At 72.5% G+C, this 25406-nt stretch carries 18 protein-coding genes; 11 read left to right on the top strand and 7 right to left on the bottom strand.

Features of this window, described 5'->3' with window-relative positions; translation table 11 throughout:
* Positions 1-74: 74 nt before the first annotated feature.
* A complete protein-coding gene (locus CG719_RS10060) occupies positions 75-299 on the bottom strand; it encodes a DUF397 domain-containing protein (protein ID WP_100568187.1) in 225 nt (74 codons plus the stop codon).
* Positions 300-507: 208 nt separating this feature from the next.
* Here CG719_RS10060 and CG719_RS10055 point away from each other — a divergent pair, with 208 nt between their 5' ends.
* The gene (locus tag CG719_RS10055; protein WP_234375499.1) at positions 508-1047 is read left to right on the top strand and encodes a hypothetical protein; all 540 of its coding nucleotides are present in this window, start codon (positions 508-510) and stop codon (positions 1045-1047) included.
* Positions 1048-1083: 36 nt separating this feature from the next.
* Here CG719_RS10055 and CG719_RS10050 read toward each other — a convergent pair whose 3' ends face one another.
* The 3 genes from CG719_RS10050 to CG719_RS10040 all read right to left on the bottom strand — a co-directional run bounded on the left by CG719_RS10050 (position 1084) and on the right by CG719_RS10040 (position 7209).
* On the bottom strand, positions 1084-2628 hold the full coding sequence (locus CG719_RS10050; RefSeq protein WP_100568186.1) for an alpha/beta hydrolase: 1545 nt from the start codon (positions 2626-2628) through the stop codon (positions 1084-1086).
* 147 nt (positions 2629-2775) lie between these two features.
* Positions 2776-4317 (bottom strand): alpha/beta hydrolase, encoded by a 1542-nt coding sequence (locus tag CG719_RS10045; protein WP_100568185.1) that lies wholly within the window; start codon positions 4315-4317, stop codon positions 2776-2778.
* A gap of 72 nt (positions 4318-4389) precedes the next feature.
* Positions 4390-7209 (bottom strand): lysylphosphatidylglycerol synthase domain-containing protein, encoded by a 2820-nt coding sequence (locus CG719_RS10040; protein WP_100568184.1) that lies wholly within the window; start codon positions 7207-7209, stop codon positions 4390-4392.
* A gap of 188 nt (positions 7210-7397) precedes the next feature.
* Between CG719_RS10040 and CG719_RS10035 the strand changes: the two genes are divergently transcribed.
* From CG719_RS10035 to nudC, 5 genes are all read left to right on the top strand, one after another.
* Entirely contained in the window at positions 7398-7805 is a 408-nt protein-coding gene (locus CG719_RS10035) for an MGMT family protein (RefSeq protein WP_199836582.1), read from the top strand.
* A 312-nt stretch (positions 7806-8117) separates the two neighbouring features.
* A complete protein-coding gene (locus CG719_RS10030; RefSeq protein ID WP_100568183.1) occupies positions 8118-11726 on the top strand; it encodes an ATP-dependent helicase in 3609 nt (1202 codons plus the stop codon).
* A gap of 100 nt (positions 11727-11826) precedes the next feature.
* A complete protein-coding gene (locus CG719_RS10025) occupies positions 11827-15486 on the top strand; it encodes an ATP-dependent DNA helicase (protein WP_100568182.1) in 3660 nt (1219 codons plus the stop codon).
* A 10-nt stretch (positions 15487-15496) separates the two neighbouring features.
* Complete coding sequence (locus tag CG719_RS10020; protein WP_100568181.1) at positions 15497-16900, top strand: dipeptidase; 1404 nt, start codon at positions 15497-15499, stop codon at positions 16898-16900.
* A 139-nt stretch (positions 16901-17039) separates the two neighbouring features.
* On the top strand, positions 17040-17984 hold the full coding sequence (gene nudC / locus CG719_RS10015) for an NAD(+) diphosphatase (protein WP_100568180.1): 945 nt from the start codon (positions 17040-17042) through the stop codon (positions 17982-17984).
* An 82-nt stretch (positions 17985-18066) separates the two neighbouring features.
* Here nudC and CG719_RS10010 read toward each other — a convergent pair whose 3' ends face one another.
* Positions 18067-18309, bottom strand: a complete 243-nt coding sequence (locus tag CG719_RS10010) for a mycoredoxin (RefSeq protein WP_100568179.1) — start codon at positions 18307-18309, stop codon at positions 18067-18069.
* 213 nt (positions 18310-18522) lie between these two features.
* On the opposite strand from CG719_RS10010, the gene CG719_RS10005 reads away from it, so the two are divergent.
* From CG719_RS10005 to CG719_RS09985, 5 genes are all read left to right on the top strand, one after another.
* Positions 18523-20730 (top strand): ATP-dependent DNA helicase UvrD2, encoded by a 2208-nt coding sequence (locus CG719_RS10005; protein WP_100568178.1) that lies wholly within the window; start codon positions 18523-18525, stop codon positions 20728-20730.
* A 187-nt stretch (positions 20731-20917) separates the two neighbouring features.
* Positions 20918-21238, top strand: coding sequence for a hypothetical protein (locus tag CG719_RS10000; protein ID WP_199836581.1), 321 nt, complete (start codon positions 20918-20920; stop codon positions 21236-21238).
* Between the two features lie 173 nt (positions 21239-21411).
* Complete coding sequence (locus tag CG719_RS09995) at positions 21412-21780, top strand: WhiB family transcriptional regulator (protein ID WP_100568176.1); 369 nt, start codon at positions 21412-21414, stop codon at positions 21778-21780.
* On the top strand, positions 21777-22100 hold the full coding sequence (locus CG719_RS09990) for a hypothetical protein (protein ID WP_100568175.1): 324 nt from the start codon (positions 21777-21779) through the stop codon (positions 22098-22100). Before CG719_RS09995 ends, CG719_RS09990 begins: the two co-directional genes overlap by 4 nt.
* A gap of 145 nt (positions 22101-22245) precedes the next feature.
* Positions 22246-22530, top strand: coding sequence for a hypothetical protein (locus CG719_RS09985; RefSeq protein ID WP_100568174.1), 285 nt, complete (start codon positions 22246-22248; stop codon positions 22528-22530).
* 25 nt (positions 22531-22555) lie between these two features.
* Here the strand turns inward: CG719_RS09985 and CG719_RS09980 are convergent, their stop codons facing one another.
* Together CG719_RS09980 and CG719_RS09975 are read right to left on the bottom strand one after the other, a co-directional pair.
* The gene (locus CG719_RS09980; RefSeq protein WP_100568173.1) at positions 22556-23950 is read right to left on the bottom strand and encodes an ABC1 kinase family protein; all 1395 of its coding nucleotides are present in this window, start codon (positions 23948-23950) and stop codon (positions 22556-22558) included.
* A complete protein-coding gene (locus CG719_RS09975; RefSeq protein ID WP_100568172.1) occupies positions 23943-25157 on the bottom strand; it encodes a TOMM precursor leader peptide-binding protein in 1215 nt (404 codons plus the stop codon). Before CG719_RS09975 ends, CG719_RS09980 begins: the two co-directional genes overlap by 8 nt.
* Positions 25158-25406 lie beyond the last annotated feature (249 nt).

Below are 25406 nucleotides of genomic sequence, written 5' to 3'. Positions count from 1 at the left end.
GTGGGTTTCTGGCGTTGTCGGTCAAAAGGGTCGCTGAGTCCGAGTGCGAACAACACTGATTGAAATCGCTGCAGTTAACCGAACTCGCCCTCGCGCACACCGTCTCGGAAGGCTGCCCATTCTTCTGCGGTGAACCGCAGAGGCGGCAGGTCTCGATGGTTCGAGTCACGGACGGCAACAGCTCCGCCACCAAGGTCCGCCACCTCCACGCAGGTGGACGTGTAGGGGCTCTTGCTGCTCTTGACCCAGCGTGTTCGGCTCAGATCGAGTGCGTACAGTTCAGCCTTTTCCGCTTGCATGAGGAGCTCCGTTTCGGTGCTCGATTATGTGTTCTCCATCCACCCTCACCTTTCTGCTTCAACGTCGCAACTGGCGAGGTGGACACCGGTTTTCGCCACCTCCTCACAGCGGCTCGGGACGCGGATGGACAGCGCGCCCCTTGGTCCGCCATGCTGCCCTGGCGATGAGGGGCCGGCGTTGGCTGCCTCGGGTGAGGGGCGGGGACTGATGGTGCAATCGCAGGTCGCGGCGGTACGGCCGGAGCGCGTCCGCTACCGGTTGACCCGCCCCCAACGTCTGCTGCCCCTGCTGCCCAGCAGCATCGGCATAGCCGTCCAGGTCTCCGTGTGGTTGGACGTGGGTGGCCATGTGGTTGTTCCAGGACTGCTCGCGTGGGGTGCTCTGCTGCTCCTGGTGCTGATCACCTCGCGGTTCTTCGGGGTCACTCTCACGTCATCGGCGGCCATCGTGCACAATCTCCGCCGCCGGACCATCCCGTGGTCGAACGTCCAGGCCATCCAGATCGAGTCCTTCCTCGGAAGCCGGACCGTCGTGATCTACGAGGCGGGCGGCCGCGGTACCCGCCTGCGGGCGCCGATAACCGGGTTCCTCTACTGGGATCGCGGCTTCGAGGAGAAGTTCCACGCCATCGGCAGGTGGTGGCTGGAGCACCGCGGCCCGAACTGGGCTCCTGTCCCGCCACCGTGGACGCCGTGGGGTGGCCCGCCGGTGTCCCAGGGGAGCCCTTACGCCCCTCGCGCCCAGTGAGCGGCCGGTACTGCCCGGCCACCTTCACCACCGTGGTCATGAACAGACCTTGCCGTCCTTCGGCACGGTGCCGTACAGCAGATACGCGTTCACCGTCGAGTCCACGCAGTCGCTTCCGTTGCCGTACGCCCCGTGGCCCTCGCCCTTCCAGGTGAGTTCCACTCCGACGCCCTTGCCGAGTGCGTCCGCCATTCTCCGGGCGCCCTCGTAGGGTGTCGCCGGATCGCCGGTGTTGCCGATCAGCAGGATCGGGGCCGCGCCCGGTGCGCTGACTTGAGGGGTGTCGTACTGGCCGGGCACCGGCCAGTCGTGGCACCAGCCGGCCGTGTCCCAGGCCATGAAGGCGCCGAACACCGGCGAGACCTTCTCGAATTCGGGCAGCACCTTCCGCACCTGCTCCGCAGTGGGCCGCTGCTTGGCATCCAGGCACGATATGACCCGTTGGGCGTGCGTCGTCGTGCCGTAGTGACCCGCGTCGTCACGCTCGTTGTAGGCGTCGGCGAGGGACAGCAGTCCCGAGCCGTCGCCCCGGTCCGCTGCGGCGAGGGCGTTGGTCAGGGCCGGCCAGCCGCTCTTGCTGTAGAGCGGCAGCGCGATGCCGGTGACCGCCAGTGTCTGTGTCAGCTTCCGTCCGGAGGACGTGGGCAGAGGCTTGGCGTCCAGTCGCCGCACCAGGTCCGCGATCTTCCGCGAGCCGCGCTCGGGGTCCTGCCCGGTCGACTTCAGGTAGGCGTCCAGCGCCCGTTGGAAGCCCCTGGTCTGGTTGAGTGCGTGACCCACGGAGTCCGCGGTCGGGTCCACCACCGCGTCCAGGACCAGCCGGCCGACGCGCTGCGGGAACAAGTGCGCGTACGCGCCGCCGAGTTCGGTGCCGTAGGACATGCCGAAGTAGTGCATCGTGGCGTCGCCGAGGACGTGGCGGATCAGGTCCATGTCGCGGGCGGTGTCGGTCGTCGAGACGTGCGCGAGCAGCTTCCCGGCCGCCTTCAGGCAGCCCTGTCCGAAGTCGGCGGCGTCCTGGAAGTAGGCCCGCTCCTCGGCCGCGGTGTCCGGCGTCACGTCGATCGCCTCAGCGGCCTCGATCCGCCGGTCGCCGCGACAGCGCACGCCGGAACTGCCCCCGACGCCGCGTGGATCCCAGCTCACCAGGTCGTAACGCTGCCGCAGGACGGTGACCTCGGAGGCGTACGACGGCAGCGCGGCCACGCCCGAGCCGCCGGGGCCGCCGAAGTTGAACAGCAGGGACCCGGTGCGCTTCACGGTGGCCTCGGCGCGGACGAGGGCGAGGCCGATGGTCTCGCCGTCCGGCCGGGACCAGTCCAGCGGCGCCTTGAGCGTCGCGCACCGCCACTCGTCCCCCGGCGCGGGGGAGTCGGCCGTCGCCTTGCAGCGGCCCCAGTCGAGCCGCTGCGAGGTGAGCGAGGAAGGAAGTCGCACGGACGTCGTGCCGGACGGCGGGGCCGGCGCCGGAGCGGACCGGTCCTCTCCGCCGTCCGGACCGTGCCCGGCCGGCCCGCCGCCGCACCCCGCCAGCAGCAGCGCCGCGGCGACCGCGGCCGCCCATCGCGTCGGACGCGCCATGTGCCTTCCCCCCTCACCGGCTCTCCGCGAATCGGACGGCGGAGAGCGTTCAGGCCATGGTAGGCGGATCCCACCACACTCGTGAGAGGCTGTGGATAACCCTTTGACCTGCTCTTTTGTTGGTGAGGGGCTGTGTGGCCTGCGCGGCTAGGCGCAGACCTTTCCGGTTGGCGGCACCTTTCCGTCGAGCAGATAGCTGTTCACCGCGCTCTGCACGCACGGGTCCTTGCTGTCGTACGCGCCGTGCCCCTGGCCGTGCCAGGTGAGTTCGACGCCGACACCCTTGCCCAGCGCGTCCACCATCCTCCTGGCGCCCCCGTACGGAGTCGCCGGGTCGCCGGTGTTGCCCACCACGAGGATCGGCGCCGAACCGGGAGCGCTCACGTCGGCGTGCGCGGCCGCGCCCGGCACCGCCCACTGGGTGCAGCTGAGCATGCCCCAGGCGAGGAAGTCCCCGAACACCGGGGAGGCGGCCCGGAACTCGGGCAGCTTCTGTTCCACGAAGGACGGCGTGTACCGCTGCTTCTGGTCGGCGCAGTTGATGGCGGCGTTCGCGGCGGCGAGGTTGCTGTATTTGCCGTTGATGCTGCGGCCGTTCATCGCGTCGGACAGCAGCATCAGGATCTCGCCGTTGCCCGTGTAGGCCCGCTGCAGCCCTTCGATGAGCGGGGCCCACAACTCCTTGGAGTACAGGGCCTGGGCGATGCCGTTGGTCGCGGCGGTCCGGGTCAGCCGGCGCGGGAAGATGCCGGGGATCGGATTGGTGTCGAGCTTCTTGAGCAGTGCGGCGACTCGGTTCTCGACGTCTTGGGCGTCGCTGCCGATCGGGCACTTGGTGCCCTTGGAAGCGCAGTCCTTCGCGAAGTTGTCGAGGGCGAGCTGGAAGCCCCTGGCCTGGCCGAGCGAGGTCTGCTCGGGGGTCTGGGTGGGGTCGACGACCGCGTCGAAGACGGCGCGGCCCACGTGCTTGGGGAACAGATGGGCGTACACGCCGCCGAGTTCGGTGCCGTAGGAGATCCCGAAGTAGTGGAGCCTGGAGTCGCCGAGCGCCTGGCGGATCAGGTCCATGTCGCGGGCGGCGTCGGTGGTGCGCACATGCGGCAGGATCCGCCCGGAGTTCTTCTCGCAGGTGGCGTTGAACTGCTTGGTGTTGTTCACGAACGTGGCACGTTGGGCGGCGGTCTGCGGAACCGCGTCCTGCTGGAAGTACTGGTCGAGCTGTGGGTCGGTCTTGCATTTCACGCCGGTGCTGCGCCCCACCCCGCGCGGGTCGAAGCTCACCAGGTCGTAGCGGGTGCGCAGTTTGGTGTAGTCCTGGGCGAGCGCGGGCAGCGTGGTGACGCCGGAGCCGCCCGGGCCGCCGAAGTTGAAGAGCAGCGAGCCGATGCGCTTGCCGGGCCCGGTCGCCTTCGCCCGGATCAGCGCGATGTCGATCGTGTCGCCCTGCGGCTTGCTCCAGTCCAGCGGCGCCTTCACGGTGGCGCACTGCCACTTGCCGCCGCCGGGCGCCGCCGAGGGCGACGCCCCGTCGCCCTCCGCCGCGGACGGTGCCGGGCAGTTCTTCCAGTCCAGCGCCGGGTCCGTCGGCCCCCCGCCGACGGAGAGCCCGCCGCAGCCCGCCGTCAGGGCGCTCAACAGGACGGTGGTCGTGGTCAGGGCGGCGGCGCGCAGCCCGTGGCGCTTGTGCATGGCCCCATCCTCACGCCGTGGCCCGCCTCCCGCGCGGGAGGCGGGCCGTTCGGAGTACGGCCGGGACGTGCCCTATAGGGCGCCCTTGCGGCTCAGGTGGTTGAAGGCCAGCCAGCCGGGCAGGACCGGCAGCCACAGCGTCAGCAGCCGGAACATCAGCACCGCGGGCGCGGCCACTTCCTTCGGCAGGCCCACCGCGATCAGACCGACCGTGAGGGTGGCCTCGACCGCGCCGACGCCGCCCGGGGTCGGCGCGGCCGAGCCGAGCGCGTTGCCTGCGAGGAAGACGACGGCGACGCTGGCGATGCTGAGCGAGGTCGACTGGTCGCCGAAGGCCCGGATCGAGGCGTCCAGGCACATTACGAAGCAGAACGTCAGCAGCAGCATGCCGCCGATGCCGGTGATGAGCTTCTGCGGCCGCTGGAGCACGTCCAGCATGCGCGGCACGACCCCCGCGAAGAGGGAACGCACGCGCGTGAGGACGAACTTCCGCAGGAACGGCACCGAGGTGACCACCAGCACGAGCACCGCGACCGTCAGCAGACCCGCGATGACCGTCCGGGACGGCGACAGGGACGGCGTCTTCTCGGTGCCGGTCAGATAGCCGAAGGACAGCAGCATCAGGATGTGGCAGCCGAGCCCGAAAAGCTGCGAAGCGCCGACACTGGCCACCGCGAGCCCGGGGCGCACGCCCGCGCGTTGCAGGAAGCGCGTGTTCAGGGCCACGCCGCCGACCGCGGCCGGTGCCACGATCTTCACGAACGAGCCGGCGACCTGTGCCGCCACGGTCCGCACGAACGGGACACGCTCCGGCACGAAGCCCAGCAGCGCCATCGCCGCGGCGACATAGCTGAGCGCCGAGAAGAGCACCGCCGCGATCACCCAGCCCCACTGGGCGTGGGCGAAGACCGTGCCGAACTCGATGTGCGTGAGCTGGGTCAGCAGGTAGTAGGCGCCGATGGCACCCGCGATGAAACTGATCAGCGTCCGGGGTTTGATCCGCTCCAGCCGGGCCGGTTCGACCGGCGCCTGCGGCCTGATCCGCAGCACCTGGTGGCGGATCTGGGTGAGCAGATCCTCCTCGCGGGCCTCCTCCAGGGCCTCGCCGATGGCCCGCTTCTCCGCCCGTGCCTCGGCACGCTCGGCCTTCTTGCCCTTCTTGTCGGGCCTATCGGGCCTATCGGACTTCCCTGGCTTCCCTGGTTTCTCGGGTTTCTCCGGCTTCTCCAAGATGGCCGGGCCGGTCTCGCCGGTGTCCTGGGCGGCCTGCTCCAGGCGGGCCTGCTTGGCCTGCCGGGACGTCTCCAGGACCGCCTCGCGCTCCCGCTGCGCCCGCTCCCGGGCCAGCCTGCGCAACGTCGCGCGCGTGGAACGCGTCAGAGCGATCGGCTGGAGCATCGGCAGACAGTCGGCGACCGCGTCGGGTCCCAGGACGCCGACCGCGGAGGCGACGGAGCGCTCGGCGCCCACCCGCAGGCCGAGCGTCGTCAGCAGCTGGGCGATGTCCATGCGCAGCAGCAGATCTCCGGCCGCGACCTCGCCACCGCGCAGGTCGGTGAGGATCACTCTGCGGGAACGATCCACCAGGATCGCGTCTCCGGCCAGCCTGCGGTGCGCGATGCGCCGTGACTGCAACGCCCGCACCTGCTCCCAGGTGCGGTGCAACAACTCGTCGGTGATCTCCTCGTCCGCCAGCGAGTCGAGCGTGCGGCCGCCGGTGTGCTCGTAGACGAGCATCACGGCGTCGGGGCCGAGTTCGGAGGTCGCGATCAGCTTGGGCGCGTTGGCTCCGGCCGCGATCGCCGCGTAGGCGAGCAGCGCCTCCTGCTCGAGGGCCTGGCGCAGCGACTGAAGGCTGCGGCGGGTGGCCAGACCGCGCAGCGTGAGGTTGCGCCACACGCGGTAGAAGAAGCCCTGTGCCTGCTGCTCGCGGTCGACGACCGTGACATCCAGCGGCGGTCCGTCCTCCAGGGTGACGAAATAGCGCCGGCCGCGGTCACCGCTGTCCGCGGTGTCCGAGACCTCCTCGCGGGCCGCGCTGACCGGGTGGAAACCGACGGTCCGCAGTCCCGCCACCAGGGTGCGTCCCGTGGGCCTGACGTTCGGTGAGCCGACCGCGTACAGGGTGCCGTAGGCGATGGTCCAGCCGATCAGCACCGTCAGGATGATCGAGAACGGCGTGGTGTAGCCCGTGACCAGCATCGAGAAGGCGTCGAGCAGCAGCACGATCCACAGCACCGCGCGCCAGCGCGGCCGGCGGGACATGCCGACCGCCGTCATGTACGCGATGACGGGCGCGAGGTAGCCGTGCACCGGATCGGTGAGCGCGTGGACGTTGCCGGGGGAGGGCTGGGTCAGCGCGTCCTGGATCGAGTGCGGGGCGCCCTTGGCGACCCACAGGTCGGTGGCGAGCGTCACTCCGTGGGCGAGGACGGCCGCGAGCACGCCGTCGGCGATCCGCAGCCCGTCCCGTTTGATCAGCCGTTCGATCGCGAAGGCGACCGGGACGAGCAGGATCGCGATGCTGGACACCAGCCCGGCGATCTTGATGAGCAGATCGGGGGCCTGACCGGTGCCCTTGTTGATGTCCTGTTCGAGGCCCGAGGTGGTGCCGTGCGCGAACCCGGCGATCGCCAGCAGGACGACGATGGCGAGCACACCCACCAGCAGCCGCATCAGGTCGGAGGGGCGGTGCACGCGCGCGGGGAGCAGGGGCTCGTCGCCCTCGATCTCGTCGGCGCGCGTCACGGCCTCCTCCTCCGCGGGCTTCCTGGCCGCCTTCGGAGCGTCCTGGTCCTGCGCCTTCGGAGCATGTGTGCCGTCGGTGCCGGGACGCGACGAAGCCCCAGAGGTGCCCTCCGCGTCATCGGGGTGCACGCCCTGCTGCTTCATGGTCTCTTCTTGGTCTCGAATCACCGGTTACCGCCCGCATGATGGTGGCATGTTCCACCGGCACACCGGGGCATCAGGGTGTGCATGTGCGGAGCCGCACAGTCTGCCCGAGGCGCCGCCCGGGAGCGAGGGCCGCGCCCCGGACGCGGCCCGGTCCGCTGTCGGTGGGGTGGGGCAGGATGGGGCGGATGAGCGAAGTGAGCCCTCCGGACGACGGCCGCCCCGAGCACCCCGACGCACTGCCCGAGTACGCCGACGCGCTGCCCGAGTACGCCGAGCGGGTTCTGGAAGTCGCCGAGACGATCCCGCCCGGGTGCGTCATGACGTACGGCGACGTCGCCGAGTGGCTGGAGCGGGGAGGGCCCCGCCAGGTGGGCCGCGTGATGGCCCTGTACGGCGGCGCCGTCCCGTGGTGGCGGGTCGTACGCGCCGACGGGGTCCTGCTCCCGGGTCACGAGCTGCGCGCTCTCGCCCACTACCGCACGGAGGGCACGCCCCTCAAGGAGGCGAGCAGGGCGGCGGAGGGCCACCTGCCCCGCCTCGACATGAGACGGGCCCGGTGGGACGGCGGCGAACGTGCGCAGGGTCACACCTGACAGCTTCCGCCATTCGAGGGGGTCATGGGGAGTCCATGGCCCGTACGGGGGAATCGGGGCACGCCCGTGGCATGCCGTACGTTCGTGGGTCGAGGGACACGTGTGACGGCGGTAGCGAGGGAGGACCGGGAGAAGCGGGGGAAGAGGGCGAAGCGCTCCTTCCGCGCCCGGCAGCGGCGTAGCGTCGGCTCCGCGTGTCCACCTCACCCCAGCGGCCACCGCCTTCTCCCCCGGGCCGTCCGTCCCCGCGACGACGGCGCTGAGCGCCGGCCGTGACAGACCCCAGCACACCCACCAGGACCGGCGAACCACGTGAGCTCCTCTTCCTCCACCAGGCACCTGCCGCACCCCCGGGTGCGGCAGGGGGACCGTGGCGCCTACCGACTGGTGCGTACCCCGCCGACCAGACCGGATCCCCCTCACCTGGACGCAGCGCAGCGCTCCGTGGTTGACCACCGGACCGGTCCGCTGCTCGTTCTCGCAGGTCCGGGCACTGGCAAGACCACCACGCTGATCGAGTCCGTGGCCGCCCGGATCGCCAATGGCCAGGACCCCGAGCGGATCCTGGTGCTGACGTTCAGCCGCAGGGCCGCCGTCGACCTGCGCGACCGCATGGCGCTGCGCACCGGCGCCGCCCACGTCCCGCAGGCGACCACCTTCCACTCGTTCTGCTACGCCCTGGTCCGTGCCCACCAGGACAGTGAACTGTTCGTCGAACCGCTGCGGCTGCTGTCCGGGCCCGAGCAGGACGTGACCGTCCGCTCACTGCTGGCCGGCCAGGTCGACCTTGAGCGGCTGGGCCTGGCGCACGTGCGCTGGCCGGACGAACTGCGCGCCTGCCTGACCACCCGCGGTTTCGCCGACGAGGTCCGCGCGGTCCTCGCCCGCAGTCGCGAACTGGGTCTCGGGCCCGACGCCCTGGCCGCCTTCGCCCGCAGCATCGGCCGCCCCGACTGGCAGGCCGCGGCCGCCTTCCTCGCCGAGTACCTCGACGTCCTCGACCTGCGGGGCGTCCTCGACTACGCCGAACTGGTCCATCGCGCGGTGCTCCTCGCCCGCCGCCCCGAGGTCGCCGAACGGCTCGCCGCGCGGTACGACGCTGTCTACGTCGACGAGTACCAGGACACCGACCCCGCCCAGGTACGGCTGCTGCGCGCGCTGGCCGGGGGCGGCCGCACCCTGCTCGCGTTCGGCGACCCCGACCAGTCGATCTACGCGTTCCGGGGCGCGGACGTGAACGGGATCCTCCAGTTCCCGCAGACGTTCCCGCGCGCGGACGGCACTCCGGCGCCGGTACGGGTCCTGCGCACCTCCCGGCGCTCGGGCGCCGCCCTGCTCGCCGCGACCCGGCTGCTGACCCGGCGGATGCCGCTCACCCGCCTGCCCGCCGACAAGGTCCGCGCCCACCGGGAGCTCACCCCGGTGCGCGACGGCGGCCGCGTCGAGGTCCGGACGTACCCGACGCCGGGCACCGAGGTGGACAACATCGCCGACATCCTGCGCCGGGCGCACCTGGAGGACGGTGTCCCGTGGAGCGAGATGGCCGTCCTGGTGCGCGCCGGCGGCCGCTCCATCCCGGGCCTCAGCCGCGCCCTGACGGCCGCCGGAGTGCCCCTGGACGTCGACGGCGACGACCTGCCCCTTCGCCACGAGCCGGCGGTGGCGCCCCTGGTGACGGCCCTGCGGGCGGTGGCCACCGCGGAGACGGGGCGGCGCACGGAGGATGCGGTTGCCGGGGAGCCGACGGCGGTTGCCGAGGAGCTGACAGCAGTTGCCGAGGAGCGGCCGACCGACACCTGGGATCCGGTGGCCGACGCCGGGGAGCAGACGGCCGACGCCGAGGAGGGGGCGGTCGGCACCGGGGAGCAGACGGCCGACGCCGGGAAGCGGGCAGCTGACGGCGAGGAACAGGTGGCCGGCGGGGAGCCGGCGGCCGACGCCGAGGAGGGGGCGGCCTTTGCCGGGGCGCAGGCCGCCGTCACCGAGGAGCAGGCCGCCCTCGTGCAGCCCCGGGAGGAGGCCGAGGCGGACGCGGAGGCCGGCTCCTGCTGGCTCGGCACCGAGACCGCGCTCACTCTCCTCGCCTCGCCGCTGGCCGGCATGGACGCCGCCGATCTGCGTCGCCTGGGCCGCGCGCTGCGCGAGGAGGAACGCGCCGCCGGCAACCCGCTGCCCCCGCCCTCGGACCAACTGCTCGCGAGGGCGCTCGCGGAACCCGAGCGCCTGGTCGCGCACGATCCCACGTACGCGCGTGGAGCCCAGCGTCTCGGCGCGCTGCTCAGAAAGGCACGGGAGCGCCTGGCGGGCGGCGGCACCGCCGAGGAGGCGCTGTGGGACCTGTGGGACGGCACACCGTGGCCCTCCCGCCTGGAGCGCGCGGCCCGGCGCGGCGGCGCAGCGGGCCGCAACGCGGACCGGGACCTCGACGCCGTGTGCGCATTGTTCGCGACCGCCGCCCGCGCCGAGGAGCGCACCGGCGGCCTGGGCGCCCTGAACTTCCTCGCCGAGATCGAGGCCGAGGACATCGCCGCCGACACGCTCACCCGGCGTGCCGTGCGCCCCGAGGCCGTGCGGCTGATGACGGCGCACCGGTCCAAGGGCCTGCAGTGGCGCCTGGTCGTCGTCGCGGGCGTCCAGGAAGGCCTGTGGCCGGACCTGCGGCGCCGTGGCTCCCTGCTGGAGGCCGACCGCATCGGCCGCGACGGACTCGCCGCCCCGCTCACCCCGGGCGCGCTGCTCGCGGAGGAGCGGCGGCTGTTCTACGTGGCCGCCACGCGCGCGCGTGAACGCCTCGTGGTGACCGCGGTGAAGGCCCCCGCCGACGACGGTGACCAGCCCTCCCGCTTCCTCACCGAGCTCGGCGTCGAACCCAGGGACGTCACCTCCCGCCCACGCCGTCCACTGTCGGTGGCGGCCCTGGTCGCCGAGCTGCGGGCCACGACCGTCGACCCGAGCGCCTCCGCCACCCTCCGGCAGGCCGCCGCGCACCGGCTGGCCCGGCTGGCCGCGCTCGCCGACGACGACGGCCGTCCGCTGGTGCCGGCGGCTCACCCCTACCGCTGGTGGGGCATGGCCGACCCGACCGAGAGCAAGGTGCCGCTGCGCGACCGCGACCAGCCCGTGGCGCTGTCCGGCAGCGCCCTCGACCAGCTCGCCAACACATGCGCACTGCAGTGGTTCCTCAGCCGCGAGGTCAAGGCCGACGCACCCGCGACCGCCGCGCAGGGCTTCGGCAACGTGGTGCACGTCCTCGCCGACGAGGTCGCCTCCGGACGCAGCCCCGCCGACCTCGCGGTCCTCATGGAGCGCCTGGAGACGGTGTGGAACGCGCTCGCGTTCGACGCGCCGTGGAAGTCGGCCCAGGAGAAGGAACACGCGCGTGTGGCGCTGGAACGCTTCCTGAACTGGCACGTCCTGGAGCGCGGCGGCCGCACGCCGGTGGCCGGCGAGCACGACTTCGACGTGACCCTGGAAGCGGGCGGCTACCAGGTGCGGATCCGAGGCTCCATGGACCGGGTGGAGGCGGACGTCGAAGGACGTGCCTACGTCGTCGACTTCAAGACCGGCAAGCAGGCGCCCACCGGGGCCGAGGTGGCCCGCCATCCGCAGCTCGCCGTCTACCAGCTCGCCGTCCGTGAGGGCGCGGTGGACGAGGTCTTCGACGGGGAACGCCCCGAGCCGGGCGGCGCCGAGCTGGTCCAGTTGCGCCAGGGCGCAGCCAAGCGGGACGGCGGCGACGGCCTGCCCAAGGTGCAGACCCAGGAGCCGCTGGAGGGGGAGTGGGCCGGCGAGCTGCTGGCCACCGCCGCCGGGAAGGTTCTCGACGAGCGGTTCACACCGACGGCCGGGCAGCACTGCGCGCACTGCGCCTTCCGGGCGTCCTGCAGCGCGCGGCCGGAGGGACGCCACATCGTCGAGTGAACCGCGTGACGAACGGCACCACTGGCGCTGACCTGCGCGTCTTTCGACCCCGGCGGCCATCTGGCACGGATTGTCAGTGCCCGCCGCTAGCCTCTGTGAGGTGTCCGCCCGTATCACCGATCCCGAGCAGCTCAAGGAGCTCCTCGGGATTCCGTTCACCCCGGAGCAGACGGCCTGCATCGTCGCGCCGCCCGCCCCGCAGGTGATCGTGGCCGGCGCCGGCTCCGGCAAGACGACCGTGATGGCGGCCCGTGTGGTGTGGCTGGTCGGCACCGGACAGGTCGCCCCCGAGCAGGTCCTCGGGCTGACCTTCACCAACAAGGCCGCCGGTGAACTCGCCGAACGCGTCCGCAAGGCCCTGATCAGAGCCGGTGTCACCGACCCCGAGGCCATCGACCCCGACAATCCGCCGGGCGAGCCGATGATCTCCACCTACCATGCCTTCGCCGGCCGTCTCCTGAAGGACCACGGACTGCGCATCGGGCTGGAACCCACCGCCCGCCTGCTCGCCGACGCCACCCGCTACCAGCTCGCCGCGCGCGTGCTGCGCGAGGCCCCCGGCCCCTATCCGGCGCTGGCCCGCTCCTTCCCGGACCTGGTGAGCGACCTCCTGGCCCTCGACGCCGAGCTGTCCGAACACCTCGTACGCCCGGAGGACCTGCGCGCCTGGGACACCGGCCTGTTGCACACCCTGGAAGGCGTCAAGCTCAGCAACGCCGACCTGCGCAAGGTCCCGGAGACGGCCGCCGCCCGCCGGGAACTGGCCGAACTGGTACTCCGCTACCGGGCCGCCAAACGCGAGCGCGACCTCCTCGACTTCGGCGACCAGATCGCCCTGGCCGCACGACTCGCCCGCCTGCCGGAGGCCGGCCGCGTGCTGCGCGAGGAGTTCCGGGTGGTCCTGCTCGACGAGTACCAGGACACCTCCGTCGCCCAGCGCATCCTGCTGGCCGGCCTCTTCGGCGACGGCACCGGTCACCCCGTCACCGCCGTCGGCGACCCCTGCCAGGCGATCTACGGCTGGCGCGGCGCCTCCGTCGCCAACCTCGACGACTTCCCCGAGCACTTCGCGCACGCCGACGGCCGTCCGGCCACCCGCCAGGCCCTGAGCGAGAACCGCCGCAGCGGCGGCCGCCTCCTCGACCTCGCCAACGGCCTCGCCGAACCCCTGCGCGCCATGCACGCGGGCGTGGAGGCCCTGCGCCCGGCCCCCGGCGCCGAGCGTGACGGCCTGGTGCGCTGTGCGCTGCTGCCCACCCACGCCGAGGAGATCGAGTGGGTCGCCGACTCGATCGCCCACCTCGTGAGGACCGGGACGGCACCCGGTGAGGTCGCCGTCCTGTGCCGTACGGCGACCGACTTCGCCGAGATCCAGGGCGCTCTGGTCGCCCGTGACGTCCCGGTCGAGGTGGTCGGCCTGTCCGGGCTGCTGCACCTGCCCGAGGTCGCCGACCTGGTCGCCGTCTGCGAGGTCCTCCAGGACCCTGGTGCCAACGCCGCGCTGGTACGGCTGCTGACCGGCCCGCGCTGGCGCATCGGCCCGCGCGACCTCGCGCTCCTGGGCCGCCGCGCGAGACTGCTCGTCGCCCACGCGCGCGTGGAGACCGGCGACGACCCCGACAGCCGGCTCGCCGAGGCCGTCGAGGGCGTCGACCCGGCCGAGGTGATCTCGCTCGCGGACGCCCTCGACACCTTCCTGGAAACACCCCTGGGCGGTGCCGGGGACGACGACCGGCTGCCGTTCTCCCCGGACGCGCGCGTGCGGTTCGCCCGGCTCGCCGCCGAACTGCGAGACCTGCGGCGTTCCCTGTCCGACCCGCTGATGGACGTCCTGCACCGCGTCCTGGCCGTCACCGGTCTCGAGGTGGAACTGTCGGCCTCCCCGCACGCCCTGGCCGCCCGCCGCCGCGAGACCCTGGCGAACTTCCTGGACATCGCCGCCTCCTTCGCCGCGAACGAGAGCGAGGCAAGCCTGCTGGCCTTCCTCGGGTTTCTGCGCACCGCCGCCCAGTACGAGAAGGGTCTCGACAACGCGCTGCCCGGTGGCGAGAACACCGTCAAGGTGCTCACCGCGCACAGGTCCAAGGGCCTGGAGTGGGACGTCGTGGCCGTCCCCGGCCTGGTCACCGGCACCTTCCCCAGCGGGCAGGGCCGGGAGAAATGGACCAGCCAGGGCAAGGTGCTGCCGCACGCCCTGCGCGGCGACGCCGACACCCTCCCCGACATCGACGGCTGGGACGCGCGCGCCATGAAGGCCTTCCACGAGGCCATGAAGGACCACCAGCACACCGAGGAGCTCCGCCTCGGCTACGTCACCTTCACCCGCCCCCGCTCCCTGCTCCTCGGCTCCGGCCACTGGTGGGGCCCGAGCCAGAAGCGGCCCCGCGGCCCGTCCGCGTTCCTCCAGGCCCTGTACGACCACTGCGCCGCCGGCCACGGCGAGATCGAGGCGTGGGCGGACGAGCCCGGCGAGGACGAGGAGAACCCGGCCCTGCACCGGGCGACCGCCGACCAGGTGTGGCCCCTGCCGCTGGACGAGGCCGCAATGGCCCGCCGCCGCGAGGCCGCGGCGATCGTCCTGGCCCACTTGGAGGACCTCGCCTCCGGCGCGAACGGCCACCCGGAGGCCGCGCACGACCCCGCGTCCCACGACGCCCCCGACTGGCCCGTGCCACCGCGGGACCGCGCGCCCGCGAAGGACGAAGCGCTTCCGTACGACGACGAGCCGCCCTTCGGCGAGGACGATGCCTTCGAGGCCGACGACCCGTTCGGCGGGGGCGACCCTTTCGGAGAGGGCCACCCATTCGAACAGGACGACCCCTTCAAGGACGACGCCCTCTTCGCAGAGGACGACACCTTCGACGGGCACCCCGACGACTGGGACTCCTGGAGCGGCGACCGCCCGACCGTCCCGCACCAGGCGCCCCCGCCCGACGACCACGCCGCGCCCCCGCCCCCGCGCGAGCACCCGGCGCACCCCGAACCGGACCGTGCACCCGGATCCCGGGGACGCGCCCTCACCCCGGAGGAGGCCCGCACGGTCGCCTCCTGGGACCGCGATCTCGAAGCGCTGGCCGGAGAACTCCGGCGTGCCCGGCAGACCGTCACCGACGTCCCCCTGCCGACGACCCTGACCGCGTCGCAGCTGCTGCACCTGGCCGCCGACCCCGACGGGTTCGCGCGGGAGCTCGCGCGCCCCATGCCGCGCCCCCCGCAGCCGGCCGCTCGCCGCGGCACCCGCTTCCACGCCTGGGTGGAAACCCGCTTCGAAGAGCTGACGCTGCCCATGCTGGAGCCCGGGGAGCTGCCCGGCGACGACGCCGAGATCGCCGACGAACGCGACCTCGAAGCCCTGAAGGAGGCCTTCGAACGCACCCCGTACGCCCACCGCACGCCCCACCGCGTCGAAGCGCCGTTCCAGCTCGCCCTGGCCGGCCGTGTCGTCCGGGGCCGTATCGACGCCGTCTACAAGGAGAGCGACGGCGAGCGGACGACGTACGAGATCGTGGACTGGAAGACGCACCGCTCCCGTACGGCGGACCCGCTCCAGCTCGCCGTATACCGGCTGGCCTGGGCCGAACAGCGCGGCGTCCCCCTGGACCGTGTCACCGCCGCGTTCGTCTACGTGCGCACCGGCGAGGTGGTACGGCACGACGACCTCCCGGGTCGCGCCGAGCTGGAACGGCTGCTGACGGAGGAACCCCAGGCCGGGCCGCAGTGTGACGAACCGCCCGAACGGGAAGCCAGCGCGGGCCGATAGGCTCGGTTCCATGAGCCAGACCCCGGACAGCGCCGTCCGCACGTACATCGAGCAGCACCGCACCGCCTTCCTCGACGACCTCGCCGAATGGCTGCGCATCCCGTCCGTGTCTGCCCAGCCCGACCACGCGCCCGATGTACGGCGCAGCGCCGACTGGCTCGCCGGCAAGCTCCAGGAGACCGGTTTCACCACCACCGAGGTCTGGCCGACCGCGGGCGCCCCCGCCGTCTTCGCCGAGTGGCGCTCCGACGACCCCGAGGCCCCCACGGTCCTCGTCTACGGCCACCACGACGTCCAGCCCGCCGCCCGTGAGGACGGCTGGGACAGCGAGCCCTTCGAGCCCGTCGTCCGCGAGGGCCGCCTCTACGCGCGCGGGGCGGCCGACGACAAGGGCCAGGTGTTCTTCCACACACTCGGCGTCCGCGCCCACCTCGCCGCCACCGGCCGCACCGCCCCGGCCGTCCATCTGAAGCTGCTGATCGAGGGCGAGGAGGAGTCCGGCTCCCCGCACTTCCGGGCTCTCGTCGAACAGCACGCGGAGCGCCTGGCCGCCGACGCGGTGATCGTCTCCGACACCGGCATGTGGTCCGCCGACACCCCCACGGTGTGCACCGGGATGCGGGGCCTCGCCGAGTGCGAGATCCGGCTGTACGGACCCGACCAGGACATCCACTCCGGCTCCTTCGGCGGCGCGGTGCCCAACCCGGCGACCGCCGCCGCCCGCCTCGTCGCCGCCCTGCACGACGAGCACGCGCGCGTGGCCGTCCCCGGCTTCTACGACGGCATCGTGGAACTCACCGACCGGGAGCGCCGGCTCTTCGCCGAGCTGCCCTTCGCCGAGGAGCAGTGGCTGCGCACCGCCAAGTCGTACGCCACCCGGGGCGAGGCCGGGTACTCCACCCTGGAGCGCATCTGGGCCCGCCCCACCGCCGAGGTCAACGGCATCGGCGGCGGCTACCAGGGCCCCGGCAGCAAGACGATCATCCCCTCCACGGCGATGGTCAAGCTGTCGTTCCGCCTGGTCGCGGGCCAGGACCCCGAACACATCGAGAAGGCCGTCCGCGCCTGGGCCGCCGAACAGGTGCCCGCGGGGATACGGCACGAGATCGTGTTCGGTTCGGCCACGCGCCCGTGCCTGACGCCGCTGGACCACCCGGCCCTGCAGTCCGTGGTCCGCGCCATGGGCCGTGCCTTCGACGGCCCCGTCCGCTTCACGCGCGAGGGCGGCTCGGGCCCGGCCGCCGATCTCCAGGAGGTGCTCGGCGCGCCCGTCCTCTTCCTGGGCATCTCCGTCCCCTCCGACGGCTGGCACGCGCCGAACGAGAAGGTCGAGCTCGACCTCCTGCTCAAGGGCGTCGAGACCAGCGCTTACCTGTGGGGAGACCTCGCGGAGCACTGGCACGATGCGCCCTGAGGGGTGCCCACCTGCCCGGGCGCACACTGGTAAGGCCGTCGCGCGCTCCCAGGCCCCGCCGGCCGCGGACGCCTCCGGCCGCACGTCCCGCTGAACCGCCGCCGAAACAACCGTTGCACCGGGGGAGTTGGAAGCACCCGTGACCACCTGGACCGACCACACCGCAGACCGACCCATCTCGCTCACCGCGCCCAGCGGCATCGACAGGGCCGCCCACCACCGGCTCGACGAGGCCTGGCTCGCCGCGGCGTGGAGCCACCCCTCGACGCGCTGCTTCGTGGTCTCCGGCGGTCAGGCCCTGATCGACGAGATCCCCGACGGCCGGACCGAGCTGGTCACGACACCCTCCTTCGAGGCCCCCCTCACCGAGGCGCACCGCTACTTCCTCGGCACGGACGCCGAGGGCGTCAGCTACTTCGCCCTGCAGAAGGACTCCCTGCCCGGCCGCATGGACCAGTCCGCCCGCCCGGCCGGCCTGCGCGAGGCCGGCCTGCTCCTGTCGCCCCGGGACTCCGGCCTGCTGGCGCACGCGGTGGCCCTGGAGAACTGGCAGCGGCTGCACCGCTTCTGCTCCCGCTGCGGCGAGCGCACCGTGATCGCCGCGGCCGGACACATCCGCCGCTGCCCGGCCTGCGGCGCCGAGCACTACCCGCGCACCGACCCCGCCGTGATCATGGCGGTCACCGACGACGAGGACCGCATCCTGCTCGGCCGCCAGGTGCACTGGCCCGAGGGCCGCTTCTCCACGCTCGCCGGATTCGTCGAGCCGGGGGAGTCCATCGAGCAGGCGGTGCGCCGCGAGGTCCACGAGGAGGTGGGCGTCGCCGTCGGCGAGGTCGAGTACGTCGCCAGTCAGCCCTGGCCGTTCCCCTCCAGCCTCATGCTGGGCTTCATGGCGCACGCCACCTCGACCGGGATCGACGTGGACGGCGACGAGATCCACGAGGCCCGCTGGTTCTCCCGCGAGGAGCTGCGCGCGGCCTTCGAGTCCGGCGAGGTCCTGCCGCCCTACGGCATCTCCATCGCGGCCCGGCTCATCGAACTCTGGTACGGCAAGCCGCTGCCGACGAGGAGCGCCGTCTGAAGGGCCCGGCAACGCGAGGGCGGCCTCCCCGGAATTCCAGGGGAGGCCGCCCTCGCGTCGTCCGTCGTGCGACGCGTCGCGATCAGGCGCCGACCTTCTCCTTGACCTGGGCCAGCGACGGGTTCGTGAGGGTCGAGCCGTCCGGGAAGAGCACGGTGGGAACCGTCTGGTTTCCGCCATTGGCCTTCTCGACGAAGGCCGCGGAGTCCGGGTCGTGCTCGATGTTGATCTCGGTGTACGCGATGCCCTCACGGTCCATCTGGCTCTTCAGCCGACGGCAGTAGCCGCACCACGTGGTGCTGTACATCGTCACAGTGCCCGGCATGTCTCTCGTGCTCCTTCGGCGGCTCGGGGACGTATTCGTCGCTGGGAAGGAACGTACGCCATCGCTCCGGCATTCCCACCGGGGGTATCCGTACGGACGTGACGCGCGACATCGTGACGCGCGACACGAGGGCGCACGGCATTAGTACGACCGCCGGGGCTGCCTGTGGACAACCGGCTCATGCGTCCCGGAGCGACCTGGCAGCATGGCTGTGTGACAGCAGCAACGCACTCCCCGCTCTTCCCTCGGGTCCCGGACTCCGCCGACGCGGTGCTCGACGGGCTCGACCCCGAGCAGCGCGAGGTGGCCACCTCTCTGCACGGGCCGGTGTGCGTCCTGGCGGGCGCCGGCACGGGCAAGACCCGGGCGATCACCCACCGCATCGCCTACGGGGTGCGCGCGGGCGTCCTCCACCCCTCCACCGTGCTGGCCGTCACGTTCACCAACCGTGCCGCGGGGGAGATGCGGGGCCGGCTGCGCCAGCTCGGCGCGCACGGCGTGCAGGCCCGAACCTTCCACTCCGCCGCCCTGCGGCAGCTGCAGTACTTCTGGCCGAAAGCGATCGGTGGCGCCATGCCCCGGCTGGTCGATCGCAAGATCCAGCTCGTCGCCGACGCGGCCGCCGCCTGCCGCATCCGCCTCGACCGCAACGAGCTGCGGGACGTCACCGCCGAGATCGAGTGGTGCAAGGTCACCCAGACCGTCCCGGCCGACTATGCCGGCACGGCCGCGAAGGAGGGCCGCACCGCCCCCCGCGACCCGGCCGAGATCGCCCAGCTGTACTCGGTGTACGAGGACCTCAAGCGGGACCGCTCGGTCATCGACTTCGAGGACGTCCTGCTGCTGACCGTCGCCGTCCTGCAGGACCGGGCCGACGTCGCCGAGCAGGTCCGCGCCCAGTACCAGCACTTCGTGGTGGACGAGTACCAGGACGTCTCCCCGCTCCAGCAGCGCCTGCTGGAGCTGTGGCTGGGCGACCGCGACAGCCTGTGCGTCGTCGGCGACGCCAGCCAGACGATCTACTCCTTCACCGGGGCGACCCCCGACCACCTGCTCGACTTCCGTACCCGTCATCCCGGAGCCACCGTCGTCAAGCTGGTCCGCGACTACCGGTCCACCCCTCAGGTCGTCCGCCTCGCCAACGGACTGCTCGCCCAGGCCCGGGGCCGGGCCGCCGACCACCGGCTGGAACTGGTCTCCCAGCGCGCCCCCGGCCCCGAGCCCGCCTACACCGAGTACGCCGACGAGCCCGCCGAGGCCGAGGGGGCGGCCCACCGCATCCACGACCTCATCGCCTCCGGTGTCCCGGCGAGCGAGATCGCCGTCCTGTTCCGGACGAACGCCCAGTCCGAGACCTACGAGCAGGCCCTCGCCGACGTCGGCGTGCCCTATCAGCTGCGTGGCGCCGAGCGCTTCTTCGACCGTCCCGAGGTGCGCAAGGCGAGTGTCGCGCTGCGCGCCGCCGCCCGCTTCGGCGGCAACGACTCCCTCCTCGACGACGTCGTGGACCTGCCCTCACAGGTGCGTGCCGTGCTGTCGGGGGAGGGCTGGACCGCGCAGCCGTCGGCCGGCTCCGGCGCGGTCAGGGAACGCTGGGAGTCGCTGGCCGCCCTGGTGAGCCTCGCGCAGGACTTCGCCGCCGCCCGGCAGGGCGCGACACTCGCCGACCTCGTGGCGGAACTCGACGAGCGGGCGAACGCCCAGCACGCACCCACGGTCCAGGGCGTCACCCTCGCCTCCCTGCACTCGGCCAAGGGCCTGGAGTGGGACGTCGTCTTCCTGGTCGGCGTCGCCGAGGGCATGATCCCGATCACCTACGCCCGGACGGACGAACAGGTCGAGGAGGAGCGCCGCCTCCTCTACGTGGGTGTCACCCGCGCCCGTGAGCGGCTGCACGTCTCCTGGTCGCTGTCCCGCTCGCCCGGTGGCCGCCCGGGCCGCCGTCCCAGCCGCTTCCTCGACGGGCTGCGCCCCGGCTCGGCCGGCACCGCGGGCCGCGCCGCGCCCGGCGGCTCCGGGGGCATCGAGCGCGGCTTCACCACAGCCGCGGGGACGCCGGGGGCGCCCGCCCCGCGGCGCGCACAGCGCACCCCCGCCCGCTGCCGGGTCTGCGGCCGCACGCTCACCGACGCCGGCGAGATGAAGCTGATGCGCTGCGAGGGCTGCCCCTCCGACATGGACGAGGGCCTGTACGAGCGGCTGCGCGAGTGGCGGGCGGTCCAGGCGGGGCGCAGCGGGCAGCCCGCGTTCTGCGTCTTCACCGACAAGACGCTCATGGCGATCGCCGAAACCGTCCCGGACGACGAGCGCGAACTGGCGCGCATCCCCGGAGTGGGGATGCGCAAGCTCCGCCGGTACGGATCGGACGTTCTCGACCTCTGCGCAGGCCGGGAGCCCGCGGGAGAGGCGATCGCGGACTGATCGGGGGCTGGCCGAAGACCCGCGGGAACTCGTCGAAAAAATAGTTTGCGCACCCGCCGTCCGTCCCCATAGGTTCTTGGTCACGGGAACGGTGGCCTTCCTGAGGCCCTGATTCCGTGTTGTACTTGCATATCCGTGCGGACTGGCTCACCCCCAGTCCCCCAGACGCCGAGAGGAGGCGAGTCCAGTGATCAGCATCAACAGCAGCTCCATCAGCACCGCCAAAATGACCGATCGCTCGGTCGCCTCCCTGTGCATGCTCGGCGCCTTCAACCAGGGCACCGGTCTGTCCGGCATCGCTGCCGTGCGCCCGGCGTCCTTTGCGTCCCTCGCGGGTCTTCCCATTCGTGAGCGCGACGAGCGACCGACCGAGGCACTGGAAGCAGTAGCGGCGCAGGCACAGGCCTATGCCGTTGAGGCGGCCGGTGCCGGTAACCGGGAGCAGACGAAGCAGCACCACCTGATGTGGGCCTTCCGTGGGCCAGAACCCTGGAGTGATCCAGCCTGATCGCCGATCAGGCCGGCGCCTTCAGGGCCGCGGAACCCCATCCGGGATCCGCGGCCCTTCTGTTTTCCCCGAACGGGGACAGCGGAGCGAAGGGGCCTCGGGCAAGACAAGAACCTGGCAGTCGGCCGACACCCGGCCGACTGGCCGACCCGACCAGACGAGGAAGACGAACCGTGCAACTCGAAGCGCACGCCCCGTCCGTACCGCCTTCCGACACGATCCCCAAGCCCGGTCTCACGGAGGACCCCGCCTTGACCCCGCTCACCGCGCTCACCGCGCTCGACGACGCCATCGAGAACCTCGGCGTGCCCGTACCGTGCCGCTCCTACGACCCGGAGGTCTTCTTCGCCGAGTCGCCGGCGGACGTGGAGTACGCCAAGTCCCTCTGCCGTACCTGCCCGCTGGTCGAGGCCTGCCTCGCCGGCGCCAAGGAGCGGCGTGAGCCCTGGGGCGTCTGGGGTGGCGAGCTGTTCGTCCAAGGTGTCGTCGTCGCCCGGAAGCGGCCGCGTGGCCGTCCGCGGAAGAACCCGGTCACGGCATGAACACCGCAGGAACGATCGACCGCCCCCTCACGCACGACCCCCAGAAGCAGGCCCCGATGAAGCCGTCCGCCAGTGAGCCCGCAGGCTCCGCGACCGAAGACGTCACCACCACCGGCGCGAACGAATCGCGTCAGAACAGGAACCGAGAGATGCAACTCATCCCAGAAGCGCTGGCCCGTGCGCATATGCACGAGCGGCTGCACGAGGCGGAGAGGGAACGCCGGGCCCTGCGCCTGGTGGCCGCCCGCCGGATGCAGCGTCGCGCCGAGCGCGCCTCGCTGCGTGCCCGCCGCGCGCTCGCCATGGCAGTGATGCACTGACCGTCAGGCTGTTCCACACCGCCAGGCGGTGGCCTCCCGGCCCGGGAGGCCGGAACTCTTCCCGCGGGGGCCGGTCCGTCCGCACGGACCGGCCCCCGCGGTGCGTTGTCCCCGCCGAGCCGCGGCCCGGCGGTATGGTCGCGGGGTGACGAGTCTTCCCGGAGGCACGAACCACGCGCGCGCGGGCCACGCGGGCACGGCGCACGACGACACGGCGCGCGACGGCACGGACCGTGCCGGCACGGACGGCGGCGGCGCGAGCGCGGAGCGTCCAGCGCTGGTGTGCGCGCGGTGCGGCACTCCGGCCGAGGGACTGCCGCCCACCTGGACCTGTTCCGTGGAGAACGGCACCCGGCGCTATTTCTGCGACGCCTGCTCCCGCGAGAACCTCCGCTCGATCGAGGGGCGCCTGGACTCCGCCTGGTGGTAGTCCCCCTGGCAGCCCCCCTCCGCGCTCACGCCTCGGCAGCCGCCTGCTCGTCGTCCGGTCCCTCGTCGTCCGGCTCCTCGGCCTCAGGACCGGTGGCGAAGCCCGGCAGCCACTGCTCCAGCTCCTCCCGCAGCCGCACCGTGGCCCCCAGCTGGCACAGCACACCGATGGTGCTCAGGGTGACCCGGTGGATGAGCAGGTACGACGGGGGCAGATTGAGCTGCTTGCCCAGCTGGTAGGCGGGGGAGCGGGGGTCGGCGATCCGGGCCGCCTGACTGCGCATCCAGCCACGGGTGAAGGTGAACTCGTCCGCCTGGGCCGGCTCGATGATCGGCAGCAGGTAGTCGAGCACGGCCTCCGGGTCCAGCTCGATGGACTCCTTCACGAAGCCCTCCGCGCTGAGCATCTCGTAGACCGCGTCCGCCTCTCCGTCCAGCGCCATCCGCAGCGCCGCGCCGATGGTCGACGGCAGGCCGCCGGGGAGGCGGTCGACGGTGCCGAAGTCCAGGACGCCCAAGCGCCAGTCGTCCTCGCCGTCCGGTCCGCCGGGCAGGAGACGGAAGTTGCCGGGGTGCGGGTCGGCGTGCAGCAAGCCGGTGCGGGCCGGGCCGGAGAACAGGAAGCGGGCCAGCAACTGGCCGGCGCGGTCGCGCTGGGCCTGGGTGCCGTCCGCGATCACCTCGGACAGCGGGACACCGTCCATCCACTCGGTGACCAGGACCTGGTCGCGCTGGTGGACGACCGCCGGGACGACGACGTCCGGGTCGTCGGCGAACTCATCGGCGTGAGCCTGCTGGGCCTGCGCCTCCAGTCCGTAGTCCAGTTCCTCGGAGACGCGGTCCTTGAGCTCGGCGATCAGCGGCTTGATGTCCACGCCGGGAACCAGCGGCCCCAGCAGACGGGCGAACCGGCTCAACTGGGTCAGGTCGGAGACGAGGGCCTCGCCGGCGCCGGGGTACTGCACCTTGACCGCGACCTCGCGGCCGTCGTGCCACACCGCCCGGTGCACCTGCCCGATCGAGGCCGCCGCGGCCGGCTTGTCCTCGAACTCCTCGAACAGCTCACGCCAGTGCGCGCCGAGCCGCTCCTCCAGCACGGAGTGCACCGTGCGCGTCGGCATCGGCGGCGCCGCCTCCTGGAGCTTGGTCAGCGCGACCCGATAGGGGCCGGCGACCTCCTCGGGCAGCGCCGACTCGAAGACGGACAGCGCCTGCCCGAATTTCATCGCCCCGCCTTTGAGCTCGCCCAACACCTTGAACAACTGATCGGCGGTGCGTTGCTGCAGCTCGCGGCCGACAAGATCGGCGGACTCGCCGACGATCCGTTTGCCGAGTCCCCAGGTCGCTCTCCCGGCGAAACCCAGCGGGAGCGCGGCGAGCTTGGCGGTCCGGGTGACCGCCTTCCGGGGAAGATCAGACATGCGCCCTCCAAGTCCCAGCAAGCCGCGCAGCCTCTGCCCGACGGCAGGGCGTCGATGACGGCCGTTGCTCAGCCATTGTTGCGCGTGCTTCCCCGTTCTCTGAGGCCTGCTCCCTTTCGGCTTTCCCGGCCGCGCCGCACGGACAGGCCGGATGCGGCCGCACCGGTCGCGCGCGCCAGTGCAGGCCGGGCAGGGAGACCTCCCAACGGGCGCCCGAGTTGGAGGGTGACTCCCCGTCCAGGAAGGCGAGTGCGTGGGCGGCCGCCAGTGCGGCCACGGTCGCGGCGAGAGCGAGATCACACGGACGTACGTGCCGTGGTCTGCCCGAGCGCCACTGCGCCACCAGACGTGGCCAGGTCCCGTCCCGGTCCGTGCGCTCCTGGTGGAGGCAGCCGGCGCAGCCGGTCTCGCCGGGCAGGACGAGCGGGCCCACGACGCCCGTGCCCTCCACCACCCCGGCATACAGATGAGGGGTACCGGACTCGATCAGGGCGGTGGCCGCGGAGGGGTCGGGCGCGTGCACGGCGATGTCGTCCCGCGGGGCCAGGACCACCAGGGAGAACCCCCGCTCCTCCGGCTCGGACGGTTTCCGGGGGGTGCGGCGGGCCGTACGGTCCGGGGCCGCAGCGCGCACGGCCCTTCGTGCCGCGGTGTCCCGGCGCTCTCCGACGGCCTCGGCGGACAGTCCGCCCGGGGCGACGTCCCACGGCTCCACACAGCCGCCGTCGCGCACGTCGACCTCGCCGACCCCCGCCCCGGACAGCAGCGCGGCCAGGACGGCGCCCACCCGGCCCGCGCCCTTGACCTGCACACGTGCCTCACGCCTGGCGGCCAGGCGACCCATCGCCTCGCCCGGTTCGCGCGTGGTCAGGGAGAGGGAGGCGAGATCGGGCCCCAGCCGGTCCATCGCCTCCTTCCGCGCGCGCAGCGCGTCGGCCGCCGCGCCGCCGCCCCTGGCGTCGTCGAGGAGCCCGGCCTGGGCCAGCCTCTCCACCAGGCGGTCGACATGGCCGTCGGGCAGGTCCATGCGGCGGGCCTCCTCCCGCAGCAGCGGCAGCCCGCGCGTGCCGTTGAGCAGGTCCAGGAAACTGCCCGTCGCCGTGTCCAGCGGGCCCAGTGTCATCGCGTGCGCGGGAGTCATCCCGAACTGCACGGTGCCAAGATCACGCCAGCCGCGCCTGAGCGCGGGCTTCACCATCGGATGCATGTGCGAGCCCCCGTAGCCCGAAGAAGGGAGGAGAAGGAAGAAGAACTGGAGAAAACGAGGAGAGGCAGGAGGGGAGAGGGGAGAGGGGAGGAGGAACGAGTCCCAGGATGCCTGGCTCGAAGGGGACGTGCCGGAAGTTATCCACAGGTAGCGGGTAATCGTCATACGAATCGGACCTTCGGCCGAGCACCCCCGGCAGGGACCGGCATGCAAGCGTTCCCGGCCCGGGACTTCTGGTCCGCGCACCCG

Origin of the sequence: Streptomyces sp. CB01373 (genome assembly GCF_002803075.1) — a bacterium.
Lineage (GTDB): Bacteria > Actinomycetota > Actinomycetes > Streptomycetales > Streptomycetaceae > Streptomyces.
This window is presented reverse-complemented; position numbering and strand designations above follow the sequence as displayed.